The sequence below is a fragment of the Pantoea sp. SGAir0215 genome, assembly GCF_043543215.1.
On sequence record NZ_CP028031.1, the window covers coordinates 2452698 to 2478700 of the forward strand.

25 protein-coding genes, 1 pseudogene and 1 other annotated feature are annotated in these 26003 nt (G+C 54.6%); of the genes and pseudogenes, 16 read left to right on the plus strand and 10 right to left on the minus strand.

Annotated features, from left to right (window positions below; genetic code table 11):
* Nucleotides 1–823 precede the first annotated feature (823 nt).
* From C1N64_RS11505 to spy, 6 genes are all read left to right on the plus strand, one after another.
* Nucleotides 824–2044 (plus strand): aspartate aminotransferase family protein, encoded by a 1221-nt coding sequence (locus C1N64_RS11505; protein WP_394514819.1) that lies wholly within the window; start codon nt 824–826, stop codon nt 2042–2044.
* Complete coding sequence (astA, locus tag C1N64_RS11510; RefSeq protein ID WP_394514820.1) at nt 2041–3072, plus strand: arginine N-succinyltransferase; 1032 nt, start codon at nt 2041–2043, stop codon at nt 3070–3072. Before C1N64_RS11505 ends, astA begins: the two co-directional genes overlap by 4 nt.
* Nucleotides 3069–4538 (plus strand): succinylglutamate-semialdehyde dehydrogenase, encoded by a 1470-nt coding sequence (gene astD, locus C1N64_RS11515; protein ID WP_394514821.1) that lies wholly within the window; start codon nt 3069–3071, stop codon nt 4536–4538. The genes astA and astD overlap by 4 nt, the downstream gene beginning before the upstream one ends.
* Entirely contained in the window at nt 4535–5860 is a 1326-nt protein-coding gene (gene astB, locus C1N64_RS11520; protein WP_394514822.1) for an N-succinylarginine dihydrolase, read from the plus strand. The genes astD and astB overlap by 4 nt, the downstream gene beginning before the upstream one ends.
* A gap of 49 nt (nt 5861–5909) precedes the next feature.
* Nucleotides 5910–6905 (plus strand): succinylglutamate desuccinylase, encoded by a 996-nt coding sequence (gene astE, locus C1N64_RS11525; protein ID WP_375123982.1) that lies wholly within the window; start codon nt 5910–5912, stop codon nt 6903–6905.
* Between the two features lie 290 nt (nt 6906–7195).
* Entirely contained in the window at nt 7196–7690 is a 495-nt protein-coding gene (gene spy / locus C1N64_RS11530) for an ATP-independent periplasmic protein-refolding chaperone Spy (protein ID WP_058701720.1), read from the plus strand.
* A gap of 199 nt (nt 7691–7889) precedes the next feature.
* On the opposite strand, the gene cho is transcribed toward spy, so the two are convergent.
* The 4 genes and pseudogenes from cho to C1N64_RS11550 all read right to left on the minus strand — a co-directional run bounded on the left by cho (nt 7890) and on the right by C1N64_RS11550 (nt 11620).
* On the minus strand, nt 7890–8753 hold the full coding sequence (cho, locus tag C1N64_RS11535) for an excinuclease Cho (RefSeq protein ID WP_375123983.1): 864 nt from the start codon (nt 8751–8753) through the stop codon (nt 7890–7892).
* A 67-nt stretch (nt 8754–8820) separates the two neighbouring features.
* Nucleotides 8821–9397: pseudogene (locus C1N64_RS11540) on the minus strand (EamA family transporter).
* A gap of 79 nt (nt 9398–9476) precedes the next feature.
* On the minus strand, nt 9477–10301 hold the full coding sequence (nadE, locus tag C1N64_RS11545; protein ID WP_033741113.1) for an ammonia-dependent NAD(+) synthetase: 825 nt from the start codon (nt 10299–10301) through the stop codon (nt 9477–9479).
* Nucleotides 10302–10429: 128 nt separating this feature from the next.
* On the minus strand, nt 10430–11620 hold the full coding sequence (locus C1N64_RS11550; protein WP_006118943.1) for a multidrug effflux MFS transporter: 1191 nt from the start codon (nt 11618–11620) through the stop codon (nt 10430–10432).
* Between the two features lie 244 nt (nt 11621–11864).
* Here C1N64_RS11550 and osmE point away from each other — a divergent pair, with 244 nt between their 5' ends.
* Nucleotides 11865–12200 carry an osmotically-inducible lipoprotein OsmE gene (osmE, locus tag C1N64_RS11555; protein ID WP_006118944.1) on the plus strand — a complete coding sequence of 112 codons (336 nt, stop codon included), beginning with the start codon at nt 11865–11867 and terminating at the stop codon, nt 12198–12200.
* A gap of 53 nt (nt 12201–12253) precedes the next feature.
* On the opposite strand, the gene C1N64_RS11560 is transcribed toward osmE, so the two are convergent.
* The 4 genes from C1N64_RS11560 to hxpB form a co-directional block, all read right to left on the minus strand.
* Nucleotides 12254–12664, minus strand: coding sequence for a DUF6515 family protein (locus C1N64_RS11560; protein ID WP_006118945.1), 411 nt, complete (start codon nt 12662–12664; stop codon nt 12254–12256).
* Between the two features lie 193 nt (nt 12665–12857).
* The gene (locus tag C1N64_RS11565; RefSeq protein ID WP_006118946.1) at nt 12858–14249 is read right to left on the minus strand and encodes an L-cystine transporter; all 1392 of its coding nucleotides are present in this window, start codon (nt 14247–14249) and stop codon (nt 12858–12860) included.
* Between the two features lie 149 nt (nt 14250–14398).
* On the minus strand, nt 14399–14989 hold the full coding sequence (locus C1N64_RS11570) for a metal-dependent hydrolase (protein ID WP_375123985.1): 591 nt from the start codon (nt 14987–14989) through the stop codon (nt 14399–14401).
* 131 nt (nt 14990–15120) lie between these two features.
* Complete coding sequence (hxpB, locus tag C1N64_RS11575; protein WP_205956386.1) at nt 15121–15789, minus strand: hexitol phosphatase HxpB; 669 nt, start codon at nt 15787–15789, stop codon at nt 15121–15123.
* A gap of 153 nt (nt 15790–15942) precedes the next feature.
* Between hxpB and C1N64_RS11580 the strand changes: the two genes are divergently transcribed.
* Entirely contained in the window at nt 15943–16479 is a 537-nt protein-coding gene (locus C1N64_RS11580; protein ID WP_006118949.1) for a YniB family protein, read from the plus strand.
* Between the two features lie 4 nt (nt 16480–16483).
* On the opposite strand, the gene C1N64_RS11585 is transcribed toward C1N64_RS11580, so the two are convergent.
* A complete protein-coding gene (locus C1N64_RS11585; protein WP_033741121.1) occupies nt 16484–17377 on the minus strand; it encodes a fructosamine kinase family protein in 894 nt (297 codons plus the stop codon).
* Nucleotides 17378–17456: 79 nt separating this feature from the next.
* Nucleotides 17457–17759 carry a type V toxin-antitoxin system endoribonuclease antitoxin GhoS gene (ghoS, locus tag C1N64_RS11590; protein ID WP_394514823.1) on the minus strand — a complete coding sequence of 101 codons (303 nt, stop codon included), beginning with the start codon at nt 17757–17759 and terminating at the stop codon, nt 17457–17459.
* Between the two features lie 351 nt (nt 17760–18110).
* Here ghoS and C1N64_RS11595 point away from each other — a divergent pair, with 351 nt between their 5' ends.
* The 8 genes from C1N64_RS11595 to pheT all read left to right on the plus strand — a co-directional run bounded on the left by C1N64_RS11595 (nt 18111) and on the right by pheT (nt 26001).
* Nucleotides 18111–18872 carry a DUF481 domain-containing protein gene (locus tag C1N64_RS11595; protein ID WP_006118952.1) on the plus strand — a complete coding sequence of 254 codons (762 nt, stop codon included), beginning with the start codon at nt 18111–18113 and terminating at the stop codon, nt 18870–18872.
* A gap of 247 nt (nt 18873–19119) precedes the next feature.
* Nucleotides 19120–21048, plus strand: coding sequence for a threonine--tRNA ligase (thrS, locus tag C1N64_RS11600; protein WP_006118953.1), 1929 nt, complete (start codon nt 19120–19122; stop codon nt 21046–21048).
* Nucleotides 21049–21051: 3 nt separating this feature from the next.
* Nucleotides 21052–21603 carry a translation initiation factor IF-3 gene (gene infC, locus C1N64_RS11605; protein WP_006118954.1) on the plus strand — a complete coding sequence of 184 codons (552 nt, stop codon included), beginning with the start codon at nt 21052–21054 and terminating at the stop codon, nt 21601–21603.
* A 100-nt stretch (nt 21604–21703) separates the two neighbouring features.
* Nucleotides 21704–21901, plus strand: a complete 198-nt coding sequence (rpmI, locus tag C1N64_RS11610; protein ID WP_006118955.1) for a 50S ribosomal protein L35 — start codon at nt 21704–21706, stop codon at nt 21899–21901.
* Nucleotides 21902–21945: 44 nt separating this feature from the next.
* A complete protein-coding gene (gene rplT, locus C1N64_RS11615) occupies nt 21946–22302 on the plus strand; it encodes a 50S ribosomal protein L20 (RefSeq protein WP_006118956.1) in 357 nt (118 codons plus the stop codon).
* A 116-nt stretch (nt 22303–22418) separates the two neighbouring features.
* Nucleotides 22419–22544, plus strand: a sequence feature (Phe leader region).
* A complete protein-coding gene (gene pheM / locus C1N64_RS11620) occupies nt 22424–22468 on the plus strand; it encodes a pheST operon leader peptide PheM (RefSeq protein ID WP_106120997.1) in 45 nt (14 codons plus the stop codon). It overlaps the preceding feature by 45 nt.
* Before the next feature lie 71 nt (nt 22545–22615).
* Nucleotides 22616–23599 carry a phenylalanine--tRNA ligase subunit alpha gene (pheS, locus tag C1N64_RS11625; RefSeq protein ID WP_033741123.1) on the plus strand — a complete coding sequence of 328 codons (984 nt, stop codon included), beginning with the start codon at nt 22616–22618 and terminating at the stop codon, nt 23597–23599.
* A 14-nt stretch (nt 23600–23613) separates the two neighbouring features.
* On the plus strand, nt 23614–26001 hold the full coding sequence (gene pheT / locus C1N64_RS11630) for a phenylalanine--tRNA ligase subunit beta (protein WP_058708702.1): 2388 nt from the start codon (nt 23614–23616) through the stop codon (nt 25999–26001).
* The last annotated feature ends 2 nt before the right edge of the window (nt 26002–26003 follow it).

Below are 26003 nucleotides of genomic sequence, written 5' to 3' on the forward strand. Positions count from 1 at the left end.
AAAATGACACAAATTGTTAATCCAGCCTAGCGCAATAAGTGTAACCAAATGTGTATTTCAGGGAACTAAACGATAAAAACGCCTTTGCTGACTGGCTTGTGGCCGGTATCATTGTTTTTTCTTATGAATTATCTGGCAATAAAAAGAAGAAAATATCATATATAACAGTCATTTGATTTATATCATTAACGTGCCCTGTTCAGACCAGTAAAAAAACGAAAGCGCTAGCGACCGTGGTGAAATAATCAACCTTTTATGACTAAAAAATAATCTAAAAAGGACAGGTTTCATATCATTAGTCTGCGTAGTAATTGTAATTCTGGCCTGGTACAGGTTATTAAATTCCTGATAGTCACCCTGGAAATAAAATAAAAAAACAGATGAATAATTATAAATTATGAAATCAGGAGTGATTTATTCCAGTTCATTCTTTTGTCTTTTATTTGAGTTAATTCATCCCGGTCATAATAGTTTTCTTTTGTTTTGCACAACAACCATGCAAGCGCCCCATTGTGAGGCGCACTTTGCACGCTTTTAAACAAATAATTTATCAGCGATCACAAAAGCAATATTTCATATCGCCGTTGCATAATTCCGCTATAAAAAACGCTACTATCCCGTATCCCTCAGACTATTATTCACTATTTATGCATTTTAAATGAATAAGCGCCACTCGTAAGTTATTGATAATTGGTTGTGCGCTCCATTTTATGCATTTTAGTCCTTGGCTGGCACGCTATCTGCAATCTATCGTAGGACGAGTCTTTACATTCTTAACATTTAACAAACAAACAGATTACCCCTGGGGTACAGGAGAAGGACTATGCCACTGCAGGTTTCGCGTCATGATTTTGATCACTGGATGATGCCGGTTTATGCACCCGCCAGTTTTGTACCGGTCCGCGCAGAGGGCTCAACCGTCTGGGATCAGCAGGGAAAAGACTATATCGATTTCGCCGGCGGTATCGCCGTTAATGCGCTGGGCCATGCGCATCCCGCGCTTCAGCAGGCGCTTCAGGAGCAGGCTTCACGTCTGTGGCATACAGGCAATGGATATACCAATGAACCCGTTTTACGTCTGGCGAAACACCTGATCGATGCCACCTTTGCTGACCGTGTGTTCTTTTGCAACTCCGGGGCAGAGGCAAACGAAGCGGCGCTGAAGCTGGCCCGAAAAGTGGCACATGACCGGTTTGGTAACCATAAAAGCGGCATCGTCGCATTTAAAAATGCCTTTCATGGCCGCACGCTGTTTACCGTTTCTACGGGAGGGCAGCCTGCCTATTCAAAAGATTTTGCGCCACTTCCGGCAGATATTCAGCACGCGGAATTTAACGATCTTGCGTCTGCTGCCGCACTGATTTCCGATCAGACCTGTGCCGTCATTGTCGAACCTGTTCAGGGCGAAGGCGGTGTTGTTCCGGCAGAGCCCGCGTTTCTGCGCGGCCTGCGTGAACTGTGCGATAAACATCAGGCCTTGCTGATTTTCGATGAAGTGCAGAGCGGCGTTGGCCGGACCGGCTCGCTGTATGCCTATATGCACTATGGTGTGACGCCGGATGTCCTGACCAGTGCCAAGGCGCTGGGCGGTGGGTTTCCCATTGGTGCCATGTTAACGCGTGAAGACCTGGCGCAGGTGATGGGCGTGGGCACACATGGCACAACCTATGGCGGTAATCCCCTGGCGGGTGCGGTGGCAGGGAAAGTCATGGAACTGATTAACCGGCCTGAAGTGATGGACGGCGTGAAGATGCGCCATGACTGGATTGTGGCGGCGCTGAATGACCTCAATCAACGTCTGCATCTGTTTAAAACGGTGCGCGGGTTAGGGTTATTGATTGGGGCCGTACTGAACGACGACTTTGCGGGGAAAGCCAAACAGATCAACCTCGCCGCCGCTGAACAGGGCGTTATGGTACTGATCGCCGGGGCTAACGTGGTGCGTTTCGCGCCGGCGCTGAATATCAGCGAACAGGAAGTAAAGACCGGTATGGCGCGCTTTGCCCAGGCCTGTGAACAGCTGTTTAAGGGCCAGGCATCATGATGGTGATTCGTCCGGTCGAGCGGGATGATCTGAGTCAGCTGATGGCACTGGCGGCAAAAACAGGCGGCGGACTGACCTCCTTGCCGGTTGACAGCGCCACGCTACAGGCCCGAATCGAACGCTCGCTGCATACCTGGCAGGGCATGCTGCCGCGTGCTGAACAGGGCTATGTGTTTGTGCTGGCTGACAGCCAGGACAATCGCGCGGTGGGGATCTGCGCCATTGAGGTGGCTGTAGGTCTACAGGAACCCTGGTACAACTTTCGGGTCGGCACACAGGTGCATGCCTCAAAAGAGCTGAACGTGTACGCCACGTTGCCGACACTGTCATTAAGCAATGACCACACAGGCAGTAGCGAACTCTGCACGCTGTTTCTGGATCCCGACTATCGTGACGGTAAAAACGGTTATCTGTTATCGAAGTCCCGTTTTCTGTTTATGGCGAACTTTCGCGACTGCTTTATGGCGCGGGTGGTTGCCGAAATGCGCGGCGTCAGCGATGAACAGGGGCATTCCCCGTTTTGGGACAGCGTGGGCATTCACTTTTTCTCGATGGAATTTCGCAAAGCCGATTTTCTGAGCGGTACCGGGCAGAAAACGTTTATTGCGGAACTCATGCCCAAGCACCCGCTTTATCTGCACTATTTAACCCCGGAAGCGCAGGCCGTCATTGGTCAGGTCCATCCTAAAACCGCGCCCGCACGTGCGGTACTGGAGGCGGAGGGTTTCCGCTACCGCCAGTATATTGACATCTTTGATGGCGGGCCGACGCTGGAATGTGACATTGATGACATCCGCGCCGTGCGGGACAGCCGGTTACTGACGGCACGAAAAGGCGAGGCCCGGCAGGATGCGCCACTTTGTCTGGTCGCCAACACCGATTATCACCGGTTTCGTGTCGCACTCATACCGGTCGATCCGAGCGCTGAACATATTCAGCTTAATGACGAACAGTTACAGGCGTTGCAGTGCCAGCCGGGTGACAGCCTGCGCGTAGTGACGCTGTGTAGTGAGGAGAAAAAGGCATGACGCACCTGATTAACGGACAGTGGCTCGCTGGCGAGTCAGATCACTTTTCCAAACAGGACCCGGTCAGCGGCGACACGCTGTGGCAGGGGTGCGCGGCTTCATCGGAGCAGGTTACAGCGGCCTGCCAGGCGGCCCGGCCGGCCTTTCCGGCGTGGGCAAGACAGCCTTTTGCCGCCCGTCAGGCCATCGTTGAACGTTTCGCGGTACAGCTCGAGAACCATAAAACCGCCCTGGCCGACTGCATTGCGCAGGAAACGGGGAAACCGCGCTGGGAAGCGCTGACGGAAGTGACTGCGATGATCAACAAAATTGCGATTTCCGTTAAAGCCTATCACGCTCGCACCGGGGAGCAGCAACAGGGCGAAAATGCCCTGCGTCATCGTCCTCATGGCGTGCTGGCGGTATTCGGCCCGTATAATTTCCCGGGCCATTTACCGAATGGTCACATTGTGCCCGCCTTGCTCGCCGGTAACTGTGTGGTGTTCAAACCCAGCGAGCTGACGCCAGCCACCGCTGAGAGAACGGTACAGCTGTGGCGGGAGGCGGGCCTGCCAGATGGCGTCATGGGACTGCTGCAGGGCGGACGTGAAACCGGCCAGGCGCTGGCGGCTGAGCAGGGCATTGACGGCCTGCTGTTTACCGGTAGCGCACATACCGGTTATCAGCTTCATCGCCAGTTTGCCGGGCAGCCTGAAAAAATGCTGGCGCTGGAAATGGGCGGTAACAATGCACTGATCGTGGACGATCCCGCGGATATCGACGGGGCGGTGCATATCGCCATTCAGTCAGCCTTTATCACGGCAGGCCAGCGTTGTACCTGCGCGCGCCGCTTACTGGTCAAACGGGGCGCGGCCGGTGATGCCTTCCTGACACGGTTGGTTGAGGTGGCCGGGCGGTTGCAACCTGGCGCCTGGAACGCCGATCCGCAACCTTTTATGGGCAGCGTGATCTCCTGCGCCGCTGCCGAAAAAATTTATGCCGAATGGCAGCAGCGCGTCGCGGCGGGCGGCAAGATACTGCTGGCAATGCGCTGGCCCAACCGGCAACAGGCGCTGTTAACGCCCGGCATTATTGACGTGACCGCGGTAGACAATTTGCCGGATGAAGAAGTATTTGGCCCGCTGCTTGCGGTGATGCGTTACGACGATTATCCGCAGGCGATTCAACTGGCTAACCAGACGCGCTACGGCCTGTCGTGCGGGTTAATTTCACCGTCCCGCGAGCAGTTTGACCAGCTGTTGCTGGAAGCGCGTGCCGGTATTGTGAACTGGAATAAGCCGCTGACTGGCGCTGCCAGTACGGCACCGTTTGGCGGGATTGGCGCCTCGGGTAACCATCGCGCCAGCGCCTGGTATGCCGCAGACTATTGTGCCTGGCCGATGGCCTCGCTGGAATCGCCGCAGCTTACGCTTCCGTCAACACTGTCACCGGGCCTGGATTTTTCACCGCAAGGAGGTCGCCCATGAAAGCCACAGAAGCCAACTTTGATGGGCTGGTCGGACTGACGCATCATTACGCGGGGTTGTCATTCGGTAACGAAGCCTCGACGCGCCATCAACACCAGCCGTCGAATCCGCGGCTGGCGGCAAAGCAGGGCTTACTGAAAATGAAAGCGCTGGCCGACATGGGATTTGTTCAGGGCGTGATCCCGCCGCATGAGCGGCCCGGCATTGCCGTGCTGCGTCAGCTGGGTTTCAGCGGCAGCGATGCGCAGGTCCTGGAAAAAGCCTATAAAACGGCCCCCGCGTTACTGTCAGCCGCCAGCTCGGCCTCGGCGATGTGGGTGGCCAATGCGGCAACGGTATCACCCTCAGCCGACAGCGCTGACCGTCGGGTGCATTTCACCGTCGCGAATCTCAACAACAAATTTCACCGTTCCATTGAAGCCCCGCAAACGGCCGCTCTGCTGCGAGCGCTGTTTCGCGATCCGCGACATTTTGTTGTGCATGATGCGCTACCGCAGGTGGCCAGGTTTGGTGATGAAGGTGCGGCCAACCATAACCGTTTGGGCGGCGACTATGGTGACGCGGGTGTACAACTGTTTATCTATGGTCGCGACGGCCAGTCTGATACGGCCCCCCGACGCTACCCGGCCCGGCAAACCCGTGAAGCCAGTGAAGCGGTCGCCCGCCTGCATCAGCTCTCGCCTGAAAAAGTCATTTTTGCGCAGCAAAATCCGGCGGTCATCGATCAGGGCGTTTTCCATAACGATGTCATTGCCGTGAGCAATCAGCAGCTGCTGTTTTGCCATCAGCAGGCTTTTGTTGATCAGCCCGGTTTACTGGCGCAACTGCGCGACCGTGTGCCGGGTTTTGTCGCCCTGGAGGTGCCAACAGCCCGGGTCTCCGTGCAGGATGCCGTCAGTACCTACCTGTTTAACAGCCAGCTGCTGACGCGCCCGGATGGCAGCATGATGCTGGTGCTGCCGGAAGAGTCGCGCCAGCATCCCGGCGTCTGGGAATACCTGCGTGAACAGGTGGAAGGCGGCGGTCCGTTACAGTCCCTGCAGGTGTTTGACCTGCGGGAAAGTATGCACAACGGTGGCGGCCCCGCGTGCCTGCGGTTGCGCGTGGTATTAACCCCCGAGGAGCGCCAGGCCGTTAACCCGGCGGTGCTGATGAACGATCACGTGTTCGCCACGCTGAACCGGTGGGTCGATAAGCACTATCGCGACAGGCTGACGCAAAGCGATTTAGGCGATCCGCAATTACTGGAAGAAGGACGGGTTGCCCTTGATGAATTGACCAGGCTGCTAGACTTAGGAAATGTGTATACATTTCAGCAGTGAAGCAGGTGGTGCCGTCAGGGTTGCCCGCTTCCGCTTTTAAGGAGAAACGATGCAGGACTTTTTGCAGCAAACGCTGTCGGGTGAAGCGCCACGTTTGCGTAGCGGTGAGACGGCGCATCTTCGCTGGCAGTGGTTATACCATGGTCTTTTGCTTATGGAGCCAAAGGCACCGGTTAACCAGGCGCTGGTACTCTCTGCGGGCGTTCACGGAAATGAAACCGCCCCGGTTGAAATCCTTAATCAGCTCATCACGCCTTTACTCCGGGGCGAAAAACCACTTCAGCAGCGTATGCTGGTGGTGTTAGGTAATCCTTCGGCGCTGCGCGCGGGGAAGCGTTATGTGACCTGTGACATTAACCGACTGTTTGGTGGCCGCTGGCAGCAGATTGATGATGGCGATGAAGCGCGGCGGGTGCTGCGGCTGGAACAAACGCTGGAAAACTTCTGGCAGCGGGGGGCATGTGACGAAACCCGCTGGCACCTGGATATGCATACGGCACTGCGCGGCTCTTACCATCCCCGCTTTGGCGTACTGCCGCATAATTCGCGTCCCTGGCCGGACGCGTTTTTACACTGGCTGGGCGCAGCCGGCCTGGAGGCGCTGGTATTTCATCGTTCGCCGGGGGGCACATTTACCCATTTCAGCTGCGAACATTTTGGCGCAGCCAGCTGTACTCTTGAGTTGGGGCAGGCGCGGCCGTTTGGCGAAAACGATCTGTCGCAGTTCAGCGCCGCGTCTCAGGCCCTGGCTGCTCTGCTGTATGGTGAAACATTGCCTGAGCCCGCCGGTCGCCCGCGCCGTTATCGGGTCTGCCAGCAGATCACGCGCTTAAGTGAGGCGTTTCAGTTGCATATGCCGGATGACACGAAAAATTTTACCGCGTTTCCGCAGGGGGCGTTATTAGCTGAGGATGGCGAGACGCGCTACTTTGTCCAGCAGGCGCGGGAATACGTGCTCTTTCCCAATCCCCATGTCGCGCTGGGATTGCGGGCGGGTTTAATGCTGATTGAAGAGAGCGAGCAGACTCAGGCGTTACCTCTCTGAACGGTCTCACCGCGCAGTATAAAAAAAGAGCGGAAGAGACCTTCCGCTTTACTGCTAAAGGCATTACAATTCTCCACGATTTATCCGAAATTTCCTGATTATTCATACTCTTTTGCAATTCCTGACGCCATTCTTCTTATTCCCTCCATGATCGCCTGAAATATGACTTTTGTGCTTTCACGCTTTTACGCTCACTCGCAGTAGTTGACGTTCAACGTCGTATGCTTGTTTCCGAAGACGCGACAGCGCGCTGTCGTAACGAAAGTGAACAAGTAAAAAAGGACACTGTTATGCGTAAACTGACTTCTCTGTTACTGGCTTCTACCCTGGCATTTGGTGCGGCATCTGTAGTGCATGCCGAAGCGGATAACCTGACGCCACCGCCAGCAGGCAGTGAGAAACCGATGCACAAGCCGATGCACCGGGGTGGGATGGACATGATGTTTGGCGGACTGAATCTGACGCCAGAACAAAAAACAAAAATGCATGAAATTATGAAAGCGGGCCGTGGCGAGATGCAGCGCCCGTCAATCGAAGAGCGTCGCGCTAACCATGCGATTATCGCCTCTGACAGCTTCGACAAAGCGAAGGCCGAAGCCCAGGCGGAGAAAATGACCGCCAACGCCAAAGCGAACGCGGTGGCAATGATGGAAACCCAGAACAAACTGTACAACGTACTGACGCCAGAGCAGAAAAAGCAGTACAACGCGAATTTTGAAAAGCATCTGACTGAAAAACGCCCGATGCATGACAAAGCGGCTCCGGCCCCTGCACCTGCTGAATAAGCCTCGGGTTAATCACTAAAGTCGGTCTGAGACCGCCGGCCTTGTCCACGTTGCGTGGGCAGTGCCGGCGGTTTTTTTATGCACGCGCGCCAGCGGGAAGGCGGCTAAGGGAAAGGGCGGTTCTGTCGCGTCATGCGGTCAACTCAGTGTTGCGTTGCAGGTCGCCATCTGTCCGCCTTTTGTGCCGTCAGCAGGCGGTTCAGAGCGGAATGATCGGATACTGGCCGGACAGCACCGGACGGCACAGGATCTTATAACCATCGTGGTCGAACCCGCCTTTACCCCGTTTCAGCCGTCTGGCTTCTTCAAGCGAGTCAACTGAGCCCAGATAGAACCAGTGGTCAATGACATGAATCTGCGTCATCTGTTTCCCTTCTTCCACCAGCGCCACCGCCCCCTGCCAGGGCCAGCAGAAGACGCGGACGTTTTCCAGCGCCGCCAACAGTCGGTCCTGATGATCGCTCACGGACTCTTTGCCACAGCAGGCACCCGCACAGCGGCGTAACGCTGAGCGGAAACAGCCCCGGCTGGGGCTCAGTGCTTCCAGACCTAATAAGCCGTGGCAAAGCTGATACTCATCGGCCAGTTGTTTCAGCCGTTCCAGGGCAGCAAAGCGACTGCGGTATAAACCAAACAGGTTGGGCGACTGACTGAAATCGACATCGCGCGCATACACGACCTGTGGTTTCCCTTCGGGCGTAATTTGCAGCGAGCAGAGCTGGCGATTTTTGCGCAGGCGTTTATTGAAGAGCGGCTGCTGAGTTTTAATCATCTGCGCTTCCAGTAGCAACGCGCCGAGATCGCCCGCCGTGGGGATCCAGCTAACGCGTCGCGACTGGCGCAACATTTTGGCTTCATCAGGTGTTCGGAAATGAGACATGACGCGCGAACGCAGGTTAACGCTTTTGCCAATGTATAACGGCAGCGTGTCGCTTTCGCCATGAAAGGTATACACGCCGGGCAGGTTGGGCAAGCCTTCCAGCCATTCACGCAAATGTTCCGGGTATTCATAAATCGCTGCCGCATCAAATTCGAGGCGGTGGGTTGCTGCACGTCTTGCCAAAACGAACTCCCTATACTGGTTGTCCATACAGCATAACAGGCAGGTTAAATGATCGCCAGCCTCAGATTCATAACCGGTATGTTGCCCGCCAGCCGATCAGCGAGCCTGTGGTGATCAGGGCAACACCTTGCCAGAAGCTGGCGGGCGGTGTCAGGCCCAGCCATAAGCTGGCCAGCAAGGCGGACAGCACGGGCGTAAAACAGGAGGCGGTCGCCAGCAGGGGCAAATTTCCCTGCTGAATGCCGTCGTTCCAGGCAGAGTAGGCCACGGCGGTAGAGGCACCTACGAACAGCACTTGCGCCAGCGCGGCTGCGCTGACGTGCATCGCTTCCTGCTGTGTGCCGAACGCAAATTTAAGCCAGCGCGCCAGCGCGGTGACGATAAAAAACAGTGAAACACCGTTGCTACCGCATGCATAACGGCGTGTCACATTGTTATAAAGCGCCCAGGCCAGGGCTGCCGCCCACCAGCAGATAGCGACGGGGCAGGACACGCGGATCGGGCAGGCCTCTTGTCAGGCACAACAGCAGGGCGGTGATGGAATAGATCAGGGCGGCACCGCCGGTGGGGCCAAAAGCCTCACTGACGCTACGCAGCAGACCCAGGGTGGTGCTCCAGAGTAAAATTGCGCTCAGCCCGGTCAGGGTGGCGTTCGTGTAACGTTACGGACATGGAGTTTCAGCAGTTAAGGCAACCCTTGCCGGGCGGCAAGGGTCGGCGGCGTTATTTCCAGAAATCGTCGAAAACAGTGATAGGCGGTCGACGTTTGTGCTCGGTTTTCAGATACCAGCCTTCAATGATTTTCGCGCTGTCCGGATCGATCGTTTTCCCTTCAAGGTAGTCATCGATCATGTCGTAGGTGACGCCCAGTGCGACTTCATCCTGCAGACCGGGGCGATCGTCTTCTAAATCGGCGGTCGGTTTTTTCAGATACAGATGTTCCGGGCAACCCAGCGTTTTCAGCAGCAGTTTGCCCTGGCGCTTATTGAGGCGGAAGATAGGGTTAATATCGCTGCCGCCATCGCCGTACTTAGTAAAGAAGCCCGTGACGGCTTCAGCGCCATGGTCGGTGCCCACCACCACGCCTTTGGTCATACCGGCAATGCTGTACTGCGCTTTCATACGCTCACGGGCTTTCTCATTGCCGCGGACGAAATCCGACAGCACAATGCCGGCGTCTTTCAGCGCGCGCTCACTGGCCAGCACCGCTTCTTTAATATTGACCACCAGCGAGCGGTCTGGCTGGATGAAGGCCAGCGCATCCTGGCAGTCCTGCTCATCAGCCTGCACGCCGTAAGGCAGACGCACCGCGATAAAGGTGTAGTCGTTATCGCCTGTTTCCTGGCGAAGCTCCGTGATCGCCATCTGGGCCAGCTTGCCCGTCAGGGTAGAATCTTGTCCGCCGCTGATACCGAGTATTAACGCCTTCAGGCCGCTGTGGCGCGTTAAATACGCTTTGAGGAAATCCACGCTGGTACGAATTTCCTGCTGCGGATCGATAGTGGGTTTCACACCCAGTGCGGTAATGATTTCCTGCTGCAGTGACATCAACATCTCCTTAAGTCTTTAGCCAGCCGGCACAATATAAAGCCTGTCTTAAAGCTAACGCGCATCCCCGAAAACAACAAGCCAAAGCGGGTGATGTTTTCTTTTTGCTGGTCTGAATCCGACAATTTTTACCTCAGCGGAGGTTTTTTTGCCAAAACGATAAAGGTCAGTATAGCCAGCATGAAGCAACCAAATATCGTCAACGTCATACTGATTACTGATGTGCCGCCCATCCCGGTTACCGGCACGGCGAGTGCGCCCAGAGTGAACATCGTCACGCCAATGACAGCCGATGCGCTACCGGCACGTTGCCCCTGACTTTGCATCGCCAGTGAGGCGGCGGTGGTGGCAATGACACCATTGCTGGCAATCGAAAAGAACAGCGCAACCAGCAGCAGCGGGAGCGGGGCGTGCGTTAACCCGGCGGCCAGCAGCGCGCTGGAGGCCACGAATGCCAGCATCAGGCCGCCTTTCAGGACGCGATATTCACCCCACAGCGGGCAGAGGCGGGCGCTGGTCTGCGAGGCAATCACTAAACCGATACCGTTGGCGGCAAAGCAAAAGCTGAACGCCTGGGGTGACAGACCATAGATTTCCTGCAGCACGAACGGCGATGCGCCGATATAGGCGAACATGCCCGACATCATAAACCCTTGCGTCAGGCAGAAACCCATAAAGGCACGGTGGGTGATGACCTGCCCCAGCGCAGCATAAGCAGCAAAAACCGAGCCCTGACTCCGCCGATCAACGGGCAGACTTTCATGCAGTTTCCCGCGCGCCAGCAGGATGAGCAAAATGGCGATGCCGCTCAGCACAACAAAAATACCGCGCCAGTCCAGCACGGTCATCAGGGCACCGCCCAGTACGGGGGCGCCAATAGGGGCAAGGCCGTTAACCAGCATCAGCAGCGCAAAAAAGCGCGTCAGTTCATGGCCATTATACATATCGCGCGCAACCGCCCGTGACAGCACCGCACCGCCCGCTCCCGCTAATCCCTGAAACAGACGAGCCAGTAACAGTTGATCGATAGTCTGGGCAAGGGCGCAGCCCAGCGACGCGATAAACAACAACGTCAGTGACAGGGTCAGAGGGCGCAGACGACCAAATTTGTCGCTCATGGGACCAAACAGAAGCTGACCGGCGCCCAGTCCCAGCAGGCCAGCGGTAAGGCTGAGCTGTGCCGTAGACGTTGGCGTAGCCAGGTCACTGGCTAACTGCGGCAGGGCGGGCAGATACAGATCGATGCACAACGGTCCCAGCGCAGCCAGTAATCCCAGGGTGATGGCGTAAACCAGCCGGTTGGGTGAGGAAAGCGTCATTTGGCCTCTGATGATAATGTTTAAGTTACGTTGTCACAAAAGTGCATTCAGCGCGTCTTTTGTGCCTGTAAAAACGGCACTGGCCAACACGCAATGGTGCAGTGAGCCAGCATGCCTGGTCTGTTCTGGCGCATTTTAACAAATCCCGCGAGACAGATTGAGTTTAAGTCTGTCATTAACTTGATAAAAACCGTTTTATGTTCCAGGCTTTTCATCACATGGACAAAAAATGAGGAACAACAAGATGAATAAAGTGATGGGATGTATCGCTGCAGCGCTGACGCTGGCTGCGCTCTCTGGTTGTACGACTTACGATCGTGCGGAAAGCTACGTGACTAAGCCAGTGGTTAAGGACGTCAAAAAAGGCATGACCCGCCAGCAGGTCCGTCAGATTGCTGGCCCTGCTTCAACTGAAATCACCATGGTGCATGCGCGCGGTACCTGTCAGACCTATGTGATTGGCGAGCGTGACGGTAAAGCACAAACTTACTTCGTGAGCTATAACGATATGGGTCGCGTGATGAACTACGGCTTCCAGAGCTGTGCTGAATACGATACCGATCCGCAGGTTAAGCAGTAAATTTTCGCTGACCTGAAAAAACGGCTCGCTTATGGCGAGCCGTTTTTTTATCTCTACAGTCCAGCCGGACGCGGCACTTCAACGTAGCTGCCGTTAATCTCCCGCTGATAGTAATGCCCGTCCTGCACGTAGAAACGTCGGCCATTAAAATCCAGCACCCGCATACCGCCGACGCTGCTGACATAGGTCGGAGCAGGCGGCTCAACAACCACGTACTCATCACCGTGTCGCTGATAATAACTGCCATTCAGCAAATAGTAGGTTAATCCCCCAATCAGAACCGCCGTTGCCGCCAGTGGCAGAACGTGGAAATGGTCAGGACCATGCCAGCGCGGCGCAGGACCATGCCAGCCCGGGCCGGGCCGGTACCAGTGAGGGCCGGGCCCCCAGTCGCCGGGGCGAGCAAACACTGCGCTGGGCGTAATCATCGCTAACGCGAGGAATGAAGCGATAACCGTTTTCATGTGCATTCTCCTGCTGTGACTCGCTGCAGAATTCTCCTTTTAGCATCCAAAAACAAGCAGAAAGCGCACGTATTATTGCCCATTTACCACGCTTAACGTTTCCTTAACGTGAATGTAAAGACAGAGGGGAAATAAGGAGAAACAGGCAGGGAAAAGGGAGAAGACCTGGCACCGGGTGCCAGGTCAGATGTGATTAGCTGTGCTCTAATTCACGGTGTTCGTCTTGCTCAAGAACGCGTCGGTCTGTCAGGCCCAGCCAGCGACTGGTCAGGGAACCTGCGGTCATTGCACCATTCACGTTCAACGCGGTTCTGCCCATATCGATCAACGGCTCGATCGAAATCAGCAGCGCGACCAGCGTGACGGGCAGGCCCATCGCGGGCAGCACGATTAACGCCGCGAAAGTCGCGCCACCGCCGACACCGGCAACGCCTGCTGAGCTCAACGTCACAATGCCCACCAGGGTGGCAATCCACAGCGGATCAAACGGGTTAATGCCCACTGTCGGCGCCACCATCACGGCCAGCATGGTCGGATAAAGACCGGCACAACCGTTCTGCCCGATCGTAGCGCCAAACGACGCCGAGAAACTGGCAATAGATTCCGGCACGCCCAGACGACGGGTTTGCGCTTCCACGTTCAGCGGAATGCTGGCGGCACTGGAGCGGCTGGTAAAGGCAAAGGTCAGCACGGGCCAGACTTTGCGGAAAAAGCGCATAGGGTTGATGCCATTTACGGACAGCAGCAGACCGTGTACCACAAACATAATGCCCAGGCCCAGATAGGATGCGACCACGAAGCTACCCAGCTTAATGATGTCCTGCAGGTTCGATCCGGCAACTACTTTAGTCATCAGCGCCAGCACGCCGTAAGGCGTCAGTTTCATGATCAGGCGCACCAGCTTCATCACCCATGACTGCAGCGTATCGATCGCCGTCAGGACACGCTGGCCTTTCACTTCGTCATCTTTAAGCAGGTGCAGGGCCGCCACGCCTAAAAAGGCTGCGAAGATGACGACACTGATAATCGAGGTGGGGCTGGCACCGGTTAAATCGGCAAAGGGGTTTTTCGGGATAAAGGACAGGATAAGCTGCGGCGCCGTCAGATCGGCCACTTTGCCTACATAGTTATTCTGGATGGCACTCAGACGCGCCGTTTCCTGGGCACCCTGTACCAGGCCGGTTGCATTAAGATGGAACAGCCCGGTCACGAAAACCCCGACCAGCGCCGCAATCGCGGTCGTAAACAGCAGCACGCCAATGGTCAGGAAACTGATTTTGCCCAGCGAAGAGGCGTTATGCAGGCGCGCCACCGCGCTCAGAATTGAGACAAAGACCAGCGGCATTACGATCATCTGCAACAGCTGGACATAGCCGTTACCGACCACGTTAAACCAGCCAATTGACGCTTTGACCGTATCGCTGTTACTGCCGTAAATAAACTGCAGCGCCAGGCCAAACGCGACGCCAAACACTAACCCGACCAGCACTTTTTTTGACAGACTCCAGTTGGCGCGGCTCAGGCGTGACAGCAGAAGCAGCAGCACCACAAAGGCAATGATATTAAGCGTTAAAGGGATATCCATAGAAACTCCGAATCATGCAGCATTCCCCTGGTAAGGAAAGCAAAAGTAGTTATTGTTCATACAGGTGTCCGGAAATGGTATCAGGTGAATTTAGTGCGATCTTATATCCAAATGGAATAGCTTATAACGTTGCCTGAGCGGCCAGTGGCTCAGGAGCCGGAATGCCCCGACAGGAGGCGGCTGACGCCGTTTTGCAAGGTATCAAATACCTGAGTGGGCCAGCCATTTTCGCCAAACGCAGGCATCCCTGGCGGGAACCACAGCGCGTAAGCCATCACGCACAGGCACAGAGCGCGCTCCAGCTGATTGCCTTTTTGGCTGTTCAGAATGGGCAGACGAAAACGCCAGCGACAGGGCCAGAGCAGAGGAACGCCGGCCGGAGTGAGCATATCGGCCACAATGTGGCTCAGGTAACCCAGCGTCATGCCCTGCAGAACATCGGCGGGCACCGGCCAGCTTTTCGGCACGTTAATCTGAAACAGCCACAGGCCAGCCGCGACGGCAAGCAGGCTGTGGGTGAACCCGCGATGACCAAATGCCCGGGCAATGGGATGCGACAACCAGCGCAGGCGCTGGCCCAGCAAGGACTTAGGATGATCGATGTCAGGCAGCAGGCAGGTCAGCAGGCTGGCGGGAATTAAATGCCACCAGTCCGCCTGAGCCATCACCGGGGTGAGCTCGGCCCGTTTCGCAAAAATGGCGCTGGCAACAGCAAAAAAGATATGGCCTTCGGCCGTCATGATAAACCTGGCTGCAAAAGAAACTGTCAATGCATCCAGTATAGGGATTTATCCAGTAAATGAGAACCTGTGACGCTGTAACGAAGCGTTAATTTTTTAAGGGGATGCAACAGGTTACAGCGCCTTTGCCGTCAAGCCTGCAAATGCTCCCGCGTTAACTGTGTCAGGCTGCTCAGCTTCACGTCGGCAAGCGCCCAGCGGGCATCATCCTGATGGCTGGCTGCCGGAATCACAATCGATCGCATTCGTGCGGCTTTGCTTGCTACCATGCCGTTCACCGAATCTTCCAGCGCGACGCAGTGAAGCGGATCAATGCCCAGCGCCTCGGCGGCGTTGAGGTAGACCTGCGGATGCGGCTTGCTGTAGGGCAGATGTTCGGCGGAAGACAGCACATCAAAATAGTGATTCAGGTTAAACATCGTCAGTACCTGTTCCAGCATGAAGCGGGGCGATGCGGAAACCAGGCCGGTCTTCAGGCCGTGCTGTTTGCACAATGAGAGGGCGGACTCGACGCCGGGCAGAAGCGGGCGGTTTATCGCAATCAGTTCCATTGCACGGGCGATGATACGCTGTGTGACCGCTTCCTGACTCGGTCCCGACCAGGGCAACGTTTCGTACCACATGCGCACCGTCTGATCGATACGTAATCCGAGCGTATCGGGTAATTCGTGGCGTCGGGTCAAATCGATATTCAGGGTTGAAAAGATGTCCATTTCAGCCTGATCCCAGAGAGGTTCAGAATCAATCAACAAGCCATCCATATCAAATAAAGCTGCAAAAACAGGGCGGTGGTAAGACATGTTTCGCTCCTTAAAAAGTTCAGGCTACCTTAGCATGAACACAGGGTTGGTGCGCAGATGAGGCGAAACGGGCGCAGACCGCTCTTTTTTTTGGGAAAATTCTGCAAGGGCAGGTAGACTGAAGCAAATGGGATTTTGGGTTCAGGAGATATCATGACCTATCAACAGGCTGGCCGCATTGCCATCCTTAAGCGTGTCGCTGGCTGGGTGATTTTTTTACTCGCGTTGCTGTCTACCATCATTTCACTGCTGAGCTTTTTGTTTAAGCACAGTGAAAAGAAACCCGGTATTGATGCCGTGATGCTGGATTTCATTCATGTCATGGTGGATATGATTCGCTTTAATACGCCGTTTCTGAATGTGTTCTGGCAAAACTCACCGGTGCCCGAGTTCAATGGACAGATGAATCTGGGCTTCTGGTTTATCTATATTTTGATTTTTGTCGGGCTGGCGCTGGAAGCGTCCGGTGCGCGCATGGGACGTCAGGTGCGCCATGTGCGGGAAGGGATTGAAGATCAGATGATTCTTGAGCAGGCAAAAGGCAGCGATGGCCGGACCCGGCAGCAGCTGGAAGAAAAGGTACGGGTCCCGCGCCACACCATTTTTCTACAGATTTTCCCGCTCTACATCCTGCCGCTGGTGATTGCCATCGCCGGTTACTTTCTGCTTTCTCTGCTCGGTTTTCTCTAAACGATCAGGCCGGTTTCACCTGACCGGCTGCCCGTGCATCGTCATCCAGCAACTGGCCCACGGCAAACTGCGCCGCGCCCAGCCAGTTGCCGCCAAACACGTTGGCCCGGTTCAGGAGATAGTAAAGCTGATAAACCGGCTGACGCTGCGAAAAGCCATCGGGTAATGGCCAGCTCTGGTGATAACCGTCAAAGATCGCCTTCGGCAGATCGGTAAACCAGCTCAGCATCGCCAGGTCGCATTCCCGGTCGCCCCAGTAACAGGCAGGATCGAAAATCCAGGGGCCAGTCTCGCTGCCCGCACAGTTAGCTGGCCACAGATCGCCGTGGAGCAGGGAAGGTTGAGGGTGATGGGACGCCAGGGTCCGTTGCACACAATCAATAATCCGTTCGGCATCGCCGTACAGAATGCCTTTCTCAGCGGCAATCTGCAGTTGCCAGCCGATTCGTTGCTCCGCAAAGAAAACTGACCAGCGCCGCAACCAGCTGTTGGGCTGTGGTGTAGAGGTCAGATTATTATCGAAATCAAGCCCGAACTGAGGTTGCTCGCTCCACTGATGCAGACGCGCCAACTGCTGGCCTAACTGGTAGGCGCTCTGCGGATCCAGGGGCTGAGGTTTGATATATTCCAGCAGCAGGAAACTGTAGTCACGATCGCTGCCAACGCCATAAACGTCCGGAACGCGGACCGTCTGGGTACGGCGCAGCAGGGCGAGTTGATCGGCTTCCCAGCTAAACAGGGACACTTTATCGCGGCTGTTGCACTTTACAAACACATCCTGCTCACCATAGCGGATGAGCCAGGCGGGATGAACATCCCCCCCGGGGAGTTCATGACGTTGGGTAATTTCGGCGTTGCCAAATTGCTCGTTTAACAGACGACTAATGGCTGACCACATCGGGTTATCCTCTTTATTCGCTGCCTGAGTTCAATTGTAACGCGGACGCACGCGATAAAAACCTGCGTGTGTGCACAGACTAGTCTGCGGCACCTGTTGCTTGGCGCAGAAAGTCGTCAAGCGTGGTCAACGTCACGTCGGGTTTCTGGCCCAGCGCGCTTTCGCCCGCGGCAAGAGCCTGCTGTTTTAGCGCGGCCTCATCCAGTGTGGTGACAATGCCAAAACTGTTGGTGCCAAGCTCATGGGCGGTGCCACTGTCATCCATTAACGTGGTAGAGAAGCCCCCTGATGTCAGAGCACCGGTCAGGTTCAGAACGTCACCGAGTCCGGCTTCCTGATAATGAAAGGTCACGACATAGCGATGTAGATCTCCACTGCTCATTTTGCACCTCGAAAGGGTTAAATATCACACAGCGTAGTACAGGGTGAAAAAACAGGCGAATAATGAAGGGGATGAGCCAACAATTCGGACTAAACTGTTTACCGTTTGTGCGGATGCTGGCAACCCGAACGTATGTAAATCTTGTAAACGAACAGATGTTATTTGGCAAAAACAACTCTATAATGCGCGCCGAACTCAGGTTAACGTCCAGCAAATACGGGACGTTACGCTAATGCATGATGTTCTGAGCGAATTCATATCTCTTTACAAAAGTTACGGTAAAGGGGATTGATCGCACCGGGAAACCCTTCAGAATCTTCGTTTTCAAAACTGTTGCACGGATCACACTTAATGAACGCCTTTAACAAGCTGTCTGCTGTTCTATTGCTCTCTGCCGGAGCGTTTTGTCACCAGGCGCTGGCCGATAACGCGGTCTTCACCGCGATGGATGACCCTTCAACGGCGAAAAAGCCTTTTGAAGGATCGGCCTCTGCAGGTTACCTGGCGCAAACCGGTAACACCACCAGCTCATCGTTGACCGCACAGACCAACATGACCTGGTATACAGAATCAATGGCCTACAGCTTGTGGGGCAATGCCGCGAATACCTCTGCAAACGATGAGCGCTCGTCCGAAACCTATAACGTAGGTGCGCGTTCGCGTTACAACATGAGCGCCTATGACTACCTGTTTGGTCAGGCAAGCTGGTTAAGTGACCGTTACAATGGTTATGACGGACGCGATGTCCTGACCGCCGGTTATGGTCGTCAGATCCTGAATGGCCCGGTGCATTCACTGCGTGCGGAATTCGGTCCTGGTGTCCGTTACGACGATTACCGCGAAGGTGGCCATAAAACGCAGGCGCTGGCTTACGGTGCGGTGAGCTACCAGTGGCAGCTGACAGATACCACCAAATTCATTCAGGGCGTTTCCGTACTGAGCTCACTGGGTGACGATACGACAGTGAACTCTGAAACGGGATTACAGGTAGCGATTAACGACCATTTCGCCCTGAAACTGGCGTATAACGTCACCTGGAACAACAATCCACCTGAGTCTGCGCCCGACCATACGGATACCAAAACCACGGTCATGCTGACGTACGCGATGTAATCCGCGTTAAGTCTGTCTGACGGAGAAGCGGTCTGGCCTGGTGCCCGGCCGCTTTTTTTTGATCTGTCTGAGAGTTAGCGGAAAGGCATGGGTTTTGCTCACGTCTGAAAACTGCTATTATCCGTGCCGCATCAACTTCCTGGCGACATTCCGACAATGTGGGTCTGATTTCACGCCAGGTGAATCAAACTACTCAATTTTGTATGTAGGCTTTCGTGTGGCTTACCACTGCAACTAAGGACATTCTATGCCTGTAATTACGCTTCCTGATGGCAGCCAGCGCACTTATGATCGCCCTGTCAGCGTGATGGACATCGCGCTTGATATCGGCCCCGGTCTGGCCAAAGCCTGTATCGCCGGACGAGTGAACGGTGAACTGGTCGATGCGGTTGATCCCATCACCGACGACGCGTCTGTCGCCATTATTACTGCAAAAGACGAAGCGGGTCTTGAAATCATCCGTCACTCTTGCGCGCACCTGTTAGGCCATGCCATTAAGCAGCTGTGGCCCGACACGAAAATGGCTATTGGTCCGGTTATCGACAACGGTTTCTACTATGATGTCGACATCGATCGCACGCTGACCCAGGAAGATATTGAGCTGCTGGAAAAACGCATGCATCAGTTGGCTGAGACCAACTACGATGTCGTGAAGAAGAAGGTCAGCTGGCAGGAAGCGCGCGATGTCTTCGCGGCGCGGGGTGAAGTCTATAAGACCACTATCCTGGACGAGAATATCAGCCATGATGATCGCCCTGGGCTGTATCATCATGAAGAATACGTCGATATGTGCCGCGGTCCGCACGTACCGAATATGCGTTTTTGTCACCATTTCAAACTGCAGAAAATTTCAGGCGCCTACTGGCGTGGCGACAGCGACAACAAAATGTTGCAGCGCATCTACGGCACCGCCTGGGCCGATAAAAAGCAGCTGTCTGCCTATCTGCAGCGTCTGGAAGAAGCGGCGAAGCGCGACCACCGTAAGATCGGTAAACAGCTCGACCTCTACCATATGCAGGAAGAAGCGCCGGGTATGGTTTTCTGGCATAATGACGGCTGGACAATTTTCCGTGAACTGGAAGTGTTCGTCCGCAGTAAGCTGAAAGAGTACCAGTACCAGGAAGTAAAAGGTCCGTTCATGATGGACCGCGTGCTGTGGGAAAAAACCGGTCACTGGGAAAACTACAAAGATGCGATGTTTACGACCTCTTCGGAGAACCGTGAGTACTGCATCAAGCCGATGAACTGCCCGGGTCATGTGCAAATCTTTAATCAGGGGCTGAAATCCTATCGCGATTTGCCACTGCGTATGGCCGAGTTCGGGAGCTGCCACCGTAATGAACCCTCAGGTGCGTTACATGGTCTGATGCGCGTTCGTGGCTTTACTCAGGATGATGCCCACATTTTCTGTACGGAAGATCAACTGCGCGCCGAAGTGAACAGCTGTATCCGCATGGTTTACGACATGTACAGCACCTTTGGCTTTGAAAAGATCGTGGTGAAACTGTCTACCCGTCCTGAAAAGCGCATCGGTTCTGATGAAACCTGGGATCGTGCAGAAGAGGATCTGGCTGCGGCGCTCAATGAAAACAACATTGCGTTTGAATACCAGCCGGGTGAGGGCGCCTTCTACGGCCCGAAAATTGAATTTACTTTATACGATTGCCTTGACCGTGCCTGGCAGTGCGGAACAGTTCAGCTAGACTTTTCCCTGCCTAAACGTCTGGATGCCACCTACGTGGGTGAAAACAACGATCGTCAGACGCCCGTGATGATTCACCGTGCGATTCTGGGGTCGATGGAACGCTTTATCGGTATTTTGACCGAAGAGTTTGCCGGTTTCTTCCCTAGCTGGCTGGCACCAGTGCAGGCTGTCGTCATGAATATTACCGACGGTCAGGCAGAATATGTTGAGACTTTGACACGTAAATTGCAGAATGCTGGCATTCGTGTGAAAGCGGACTTGAGAAACGAGAAGATAGGCTTTAAAATCCGCGAGCACACATTACGTCGCGTCCCTTATATGTTGGTCTGTGGTGATAAAGAGGTGGAAGCTGGCAAAGTGGCCGTTCGCACCCGCCGTGGTAAAGACCTTGGGTCGATGGATGTCGATGTGTTTGTTGAGAAGCTGCAGCAAGAGATTCGCAGCCGCAATCTTCACCAATTGGAGGAATAAGGTATTAAAGGCGGAAAACGAGTACAACCTACGCGTCCGAATCGCATCAACAGTGAAATTCGCGCAACAGAAGTGCGCTTAACAGGCGTTGAAGGCGAGCAACTTGGTATTGTCAGTCTACGCGAAGCTTTGGAAAAAGCTGAGGAAGCGGGTGTAGATTTAGTTGAAATCAGCCCGAACGCCGAACCGCCGGTTTGCCGCATTATGGATTACGGCAAGTTCCTCTATGAAAAAAGCAAATCTTCTAAGGAACAGAAGAAGAAGCAAAAAGTTATTCAGGTTAAGGAAATTAAATTCCGTCCTGGAACCGATGATGGCGACTATCAGGTCAAACTACGCAACCTGATTCGCTTTCTGGAAGAAGGCGATAAAGCCAAAATCACGCTGCGTTTCCGCGGTCGTGAGATGGCGCACCAGCAGATCGGTATGGAAGTGCTTAACCGCGTCCGTAAAGACCTGTGTGATGATCTGGATTTGGCTATTGTCGAATCCTTCCCTTCGAAGATCGAAGGCCGCCAGATGATCATGGTGCTCGCACCTAAGAAGAAACAGTAGGCATTCAAGTAGCAATGACCGCGCAGCGCTTGCGTTGTGCGGTTTGTTGTTCGCCTGTCTGGGTCATGTTATCAACAATGCGAAGTGGATATTTTTTAAAATGCCAAAGATTAAAACTGTACGTGGCGCGGCTAAGCGCTTCAAGAAGACCGCTTCTGGCGGCTTCAAGCGTAAACACGCGAACCTGCGTCATATTCTGACTAAGAAGTCTACCAAGCGTAAACGTCACCTGCGTCCGAAAGGCATGGTGTCTAAAGGCGATCTGGGTCTGGTTGTTGCCTGCCTGCCGTACGCATAAGTAAATTTTTTTAATTAATTCAGAATATTAAACAGGAGAGCTAAATGGCTCGTGTAAAACGTGGTGTAGTTGCTCGCGCACGTCACAAAAAAATCTTAAAACAAGCTAAAGGTTACTACGGTGCACGTTCACGTGTTTACCGCGTTGCCTTCCAGGCTGTTATCAAAGCTGGTCAGTATGCTTACCGCGACCGTCGTCAACGTAAGCGTCAGTTCCGTCAGCTGTGGATCGCGCGTATCAACGCAGCGGCGCGTCAGAACGGTATGTCTTACAGCCGTTTCATCAATGGTCTGAAAAAAGCAGCCATTGAAATTGACCGTAAAATCCTGGCCGACATCGCTGTATTCGACAAAGTGGCATTCACTGCACTGGTAGAAAAAGCGAAATCAGCTCTGGCGTAAGTCAGTTGAAAAAGGGAGCTTGCTCCCTTTTTTATTACCTGTAACCTGAGCAAAAGATTGACTTTTTCGCCTCTGCGCTTTTCAATAGTGCCGTTGAGTATCACGACAAGGTAACGCAAGCATGAATGCTGCTATTTTCCGTTTCTTTTTTTACTTTAGCGCCTGACAATCAGGGGCTTTTGCGCATAAGAAAAGAAACGAAAAATCGCGCTGAAAGCCTCCCACGTGGAGGCTTTTTTATTTTTGGCGCTGGCATATTGGACCGGCAGGTCCCAACAAGTACTAACCAGCCTGACTGGAAAAAGAGGAAAACATGTCCCAACTAGCAGAACTGGTGGCGAACGCCACGGCGGCCATCGACGGGGCGACCGATATCGCCGCCCTTGACGCGGTGCGCGTCGAATATCTGGGGAAAAAAGGGCATCTGACTTTGCAGATGACCACGTTGCGTGAGCTGCCAGCAGAAGAGCGTCCAGCAGCCGGTGCCGTGATTAACGAAGCCAAACAGCAGGTGACAGATCGTCTGAATGCCCGCAAAGAAGCGATGGAGTCGGCGGCGCTCAACGCCCGTCTGGCGGCGGAAACCATCGATGTCTCGCTGCCGGGACGCCGTATCGAAAACGGTGGACTGCATCCGGTTACCCGTACTATCGATCGCATCGAAACCTTCTTTGGTGAACTGGGCTTTGCGGTGGTGACCGGCCCGGAAATTGAAGACGATTACCATAACTTTGACGCGCTGAATATCCCCGGCCATCACCCGGCACGTGCCGATCACGACACCTTCTGGTTCGATGCCACTCGCCTGCTGCGTACGCAGACATCCGGCGTACAGATTCGCACGATGAAAAACCAGCAGCCGCCGCTGCGCATTATCGCCCCGGGCCGCGTGTACCGTAACGACTACGATCAGACGCACACGCCGATGTTCCACCAGATGGAAGGCCTGATCGTCGATAAGAACATCAACTTCACCAACCTGAAAGGCACGCTGCACGATTTCCTGAACAACTTCTTTGAGGAAGATTTGCAGATCCGTTTCCGTCCGTCTTACTTCCCGTTCACCGAACCGTCTGCGGAAGTGGATGTGATGGGGAAAAACGGCAAGTGGCTGGAAGTGCTGGGCTGCGGCATGGTGCATCCTAACGTGCTGCGCAACGTCGGTATCGATCCGGAAGTCTACTCGGGCTTCGCCTTTGGTATGGGCATGGAGCGTCTGACCATGCTGCGTTACGGCGTGACCGATTTACGCGCATTCTTCGAAAATGATTTACGTTTCCTCAAACAATTTAAGTAAGGGCAGGTTATCCAATGAAATTCAGTGAACTCTGGTTACGCGAATGGGTAAATCCAGCCCTTGACAGCGCAGCGCTGTCAGAACAAATCACCATGGCGGGTCTGGAAGTGGATGGCGTTGAGCCAGTGGCTGGCGCGTTTCATGGCGTGGTGGTCGGTGAGGTCGTAGAGTGCGGTCAACACCCGAATGCCGACAAGCTGCGTGTGACCAAAATCAACACCGGGGGCGATCGTCTGCTGGACATCGTGTGCGGTGCGCCGAACTGTCGTCAGGGCCTGAAAGTAGCCGTCGCCACCGTGGGTGCCGTTCTGCCGGGCGATTTCAAAATCAAAGCCGCAAAGCTGCGCGGTGAACCCTCGGAAGGCATGCTGTGCTCGTTCTCGGAGCTGGGTATTTCCGATGATCACAATGGCATTATTGAACTGCCTGCCGATGCGCCTGTGGGCACCGATATCCGTGACTATCTGCAGTTAGATGACAACACCATCGAAATCAGCGTGACGCCTAACCGCGCTGACTGTCTGGGCATCATGGGCATCGCTCGGGATGTTGCGGTCCTGAACGGCCTGCCGCTAAATGCGCCCGCCATCGAGCCGGTCACTGCCACGATTCCCGATACCTTCCCGATTCGCGTTGACGCGACCGATGCCTGTCCTCGCTATTTAGGCCGGGTGGTCAAAGGCGTGAACGTTGCCGCAGCAACGCCGCTGTGGATGAGAGAGAAACTGCGCCGCTGCGGTATTCGCTCTATCGATCCGGTCGTGGATATCACCAACTACGTGCTGCTGGAACTGGGTCAGCCGATGCACGCCTTCGATCTGGATCGTCTTGACGGCGGGATCGTGGTGCGCATGGCAGAAGAGGGCGAAGCACTCACGCTGCTGGACGGTACAGAAGCCAGACTCAGCAGCGATACGCTGGTCATTGCTGACCACCAGAAAGCGCTGGCGATGGGCGGCATTTTTGGCGGTGAGCATTCCGGCGTAAACACCGAAACGCAAAATATTTTACTGGAATGCGCCTGGTTTGAGCCGCTGGCGATTACCGGCCGTGCGCGTCGTCATGGTTTGCATACGGATGCTTCACATCGTTACGAGCGTGGTGTGGATTCGGCGCTGCAGCACAAGGCGATGGCGCGGGCGACGCAGCTGCTGCTGAGCATCTGTGGCGGCGAAGCCGGTCCGGTTATCGATCAGACGGTAGAGGCCGCGTTGCCTGTGCCAGCCACCATCACCTTACGTCGTGAGAAGCTGGATCGCTTAATCGGTCATGTGGTCAGCGATGCCCAGGTGACCGACATTCTGACCCGCCTCGGTTGTCAGGTGAACGTAGGCAATCAGGAATGGCAGGCGGTCGCACCGACCTGGCGCTTCGATATGGCTATCGAAGAAGACCTGGTGGAAGAGATTGCGCGCATCTACGGTTACAACAATATCCCGAACGTGCCGGTGCAGGCCGGGCTGGTGATGACGAAGCACCGTGAAGCCAACCTGTCGCTGAAACGCGCGAAGATGCTGCTGGTGGATAAAGGCTATCAGGAGGCCATTACCTACAGCTTCGTGGATCCAAAAGTCCAGCAGTTGCTGCATCCCGGCGAAGAGGCATTGCTGCTGCCAAGCCCGATTTCCAGCGATATGTCCACCATGCGTCTGTCGCTGTGGACCGGTTTGCTGAGCGCCGTGGTCTATAACCAGAATCGTCAGCAGAGCCGCGTGCGCCTGTTTGAGAGCGGCCTGCGTTTTGTGCCTGATACACAGGCAGATTTAGGTATCCGTCAGGATTTGATGCTGGCCGGCGTACTGAGTGGCAATCGCTTCGAAGAGCACTGGGATCTGGCGCGCCAGGCGGTTGACTTCTATGATTTGAAAGGCGATTTAGAGTCATTACTGGATTTAACCGGTAAGCTCGACGCCATCACTTTCCGTGCAGAAGCGAATCCGGCGTTACATCCGGGACAAAGTGCGGCAATTTATTTGCATGATGAACGAATCGGATTTATCGGAGTGGTTCATCCCGAACTTGAACGTAAGCTGGATCTCAACGGTCGCACCTTAGTCTTTGAACTGCTTTGGAATAAGGTCGCAGACCGCGTCCTGCCTGATGCGCAAGAGATTTCGCGCTTCCCGGCAAACCGCCGAGATATCGCCGTTGTTGTGGCGGAAAACGTGCCCGCAGCAGATATCATCGCAGAGTGTAAGAAAGTTGGCGTAAATCAGGTAGTTGGCGTAAACTTGTTTGACGTGTACCGAGGTAAGGGTGTTTCCGAGGGCTATAAGAGCCTCGCAATCAGCCTGATTTTGCAGGATACCAGCCGGACACTCGAAGAAGAGGAGATTGCCGCGACGGTTGCCAAATGCGTTGCGGCATTAAAAGAGCGATTCCAGGCAACCTTGAGGGATTGAAC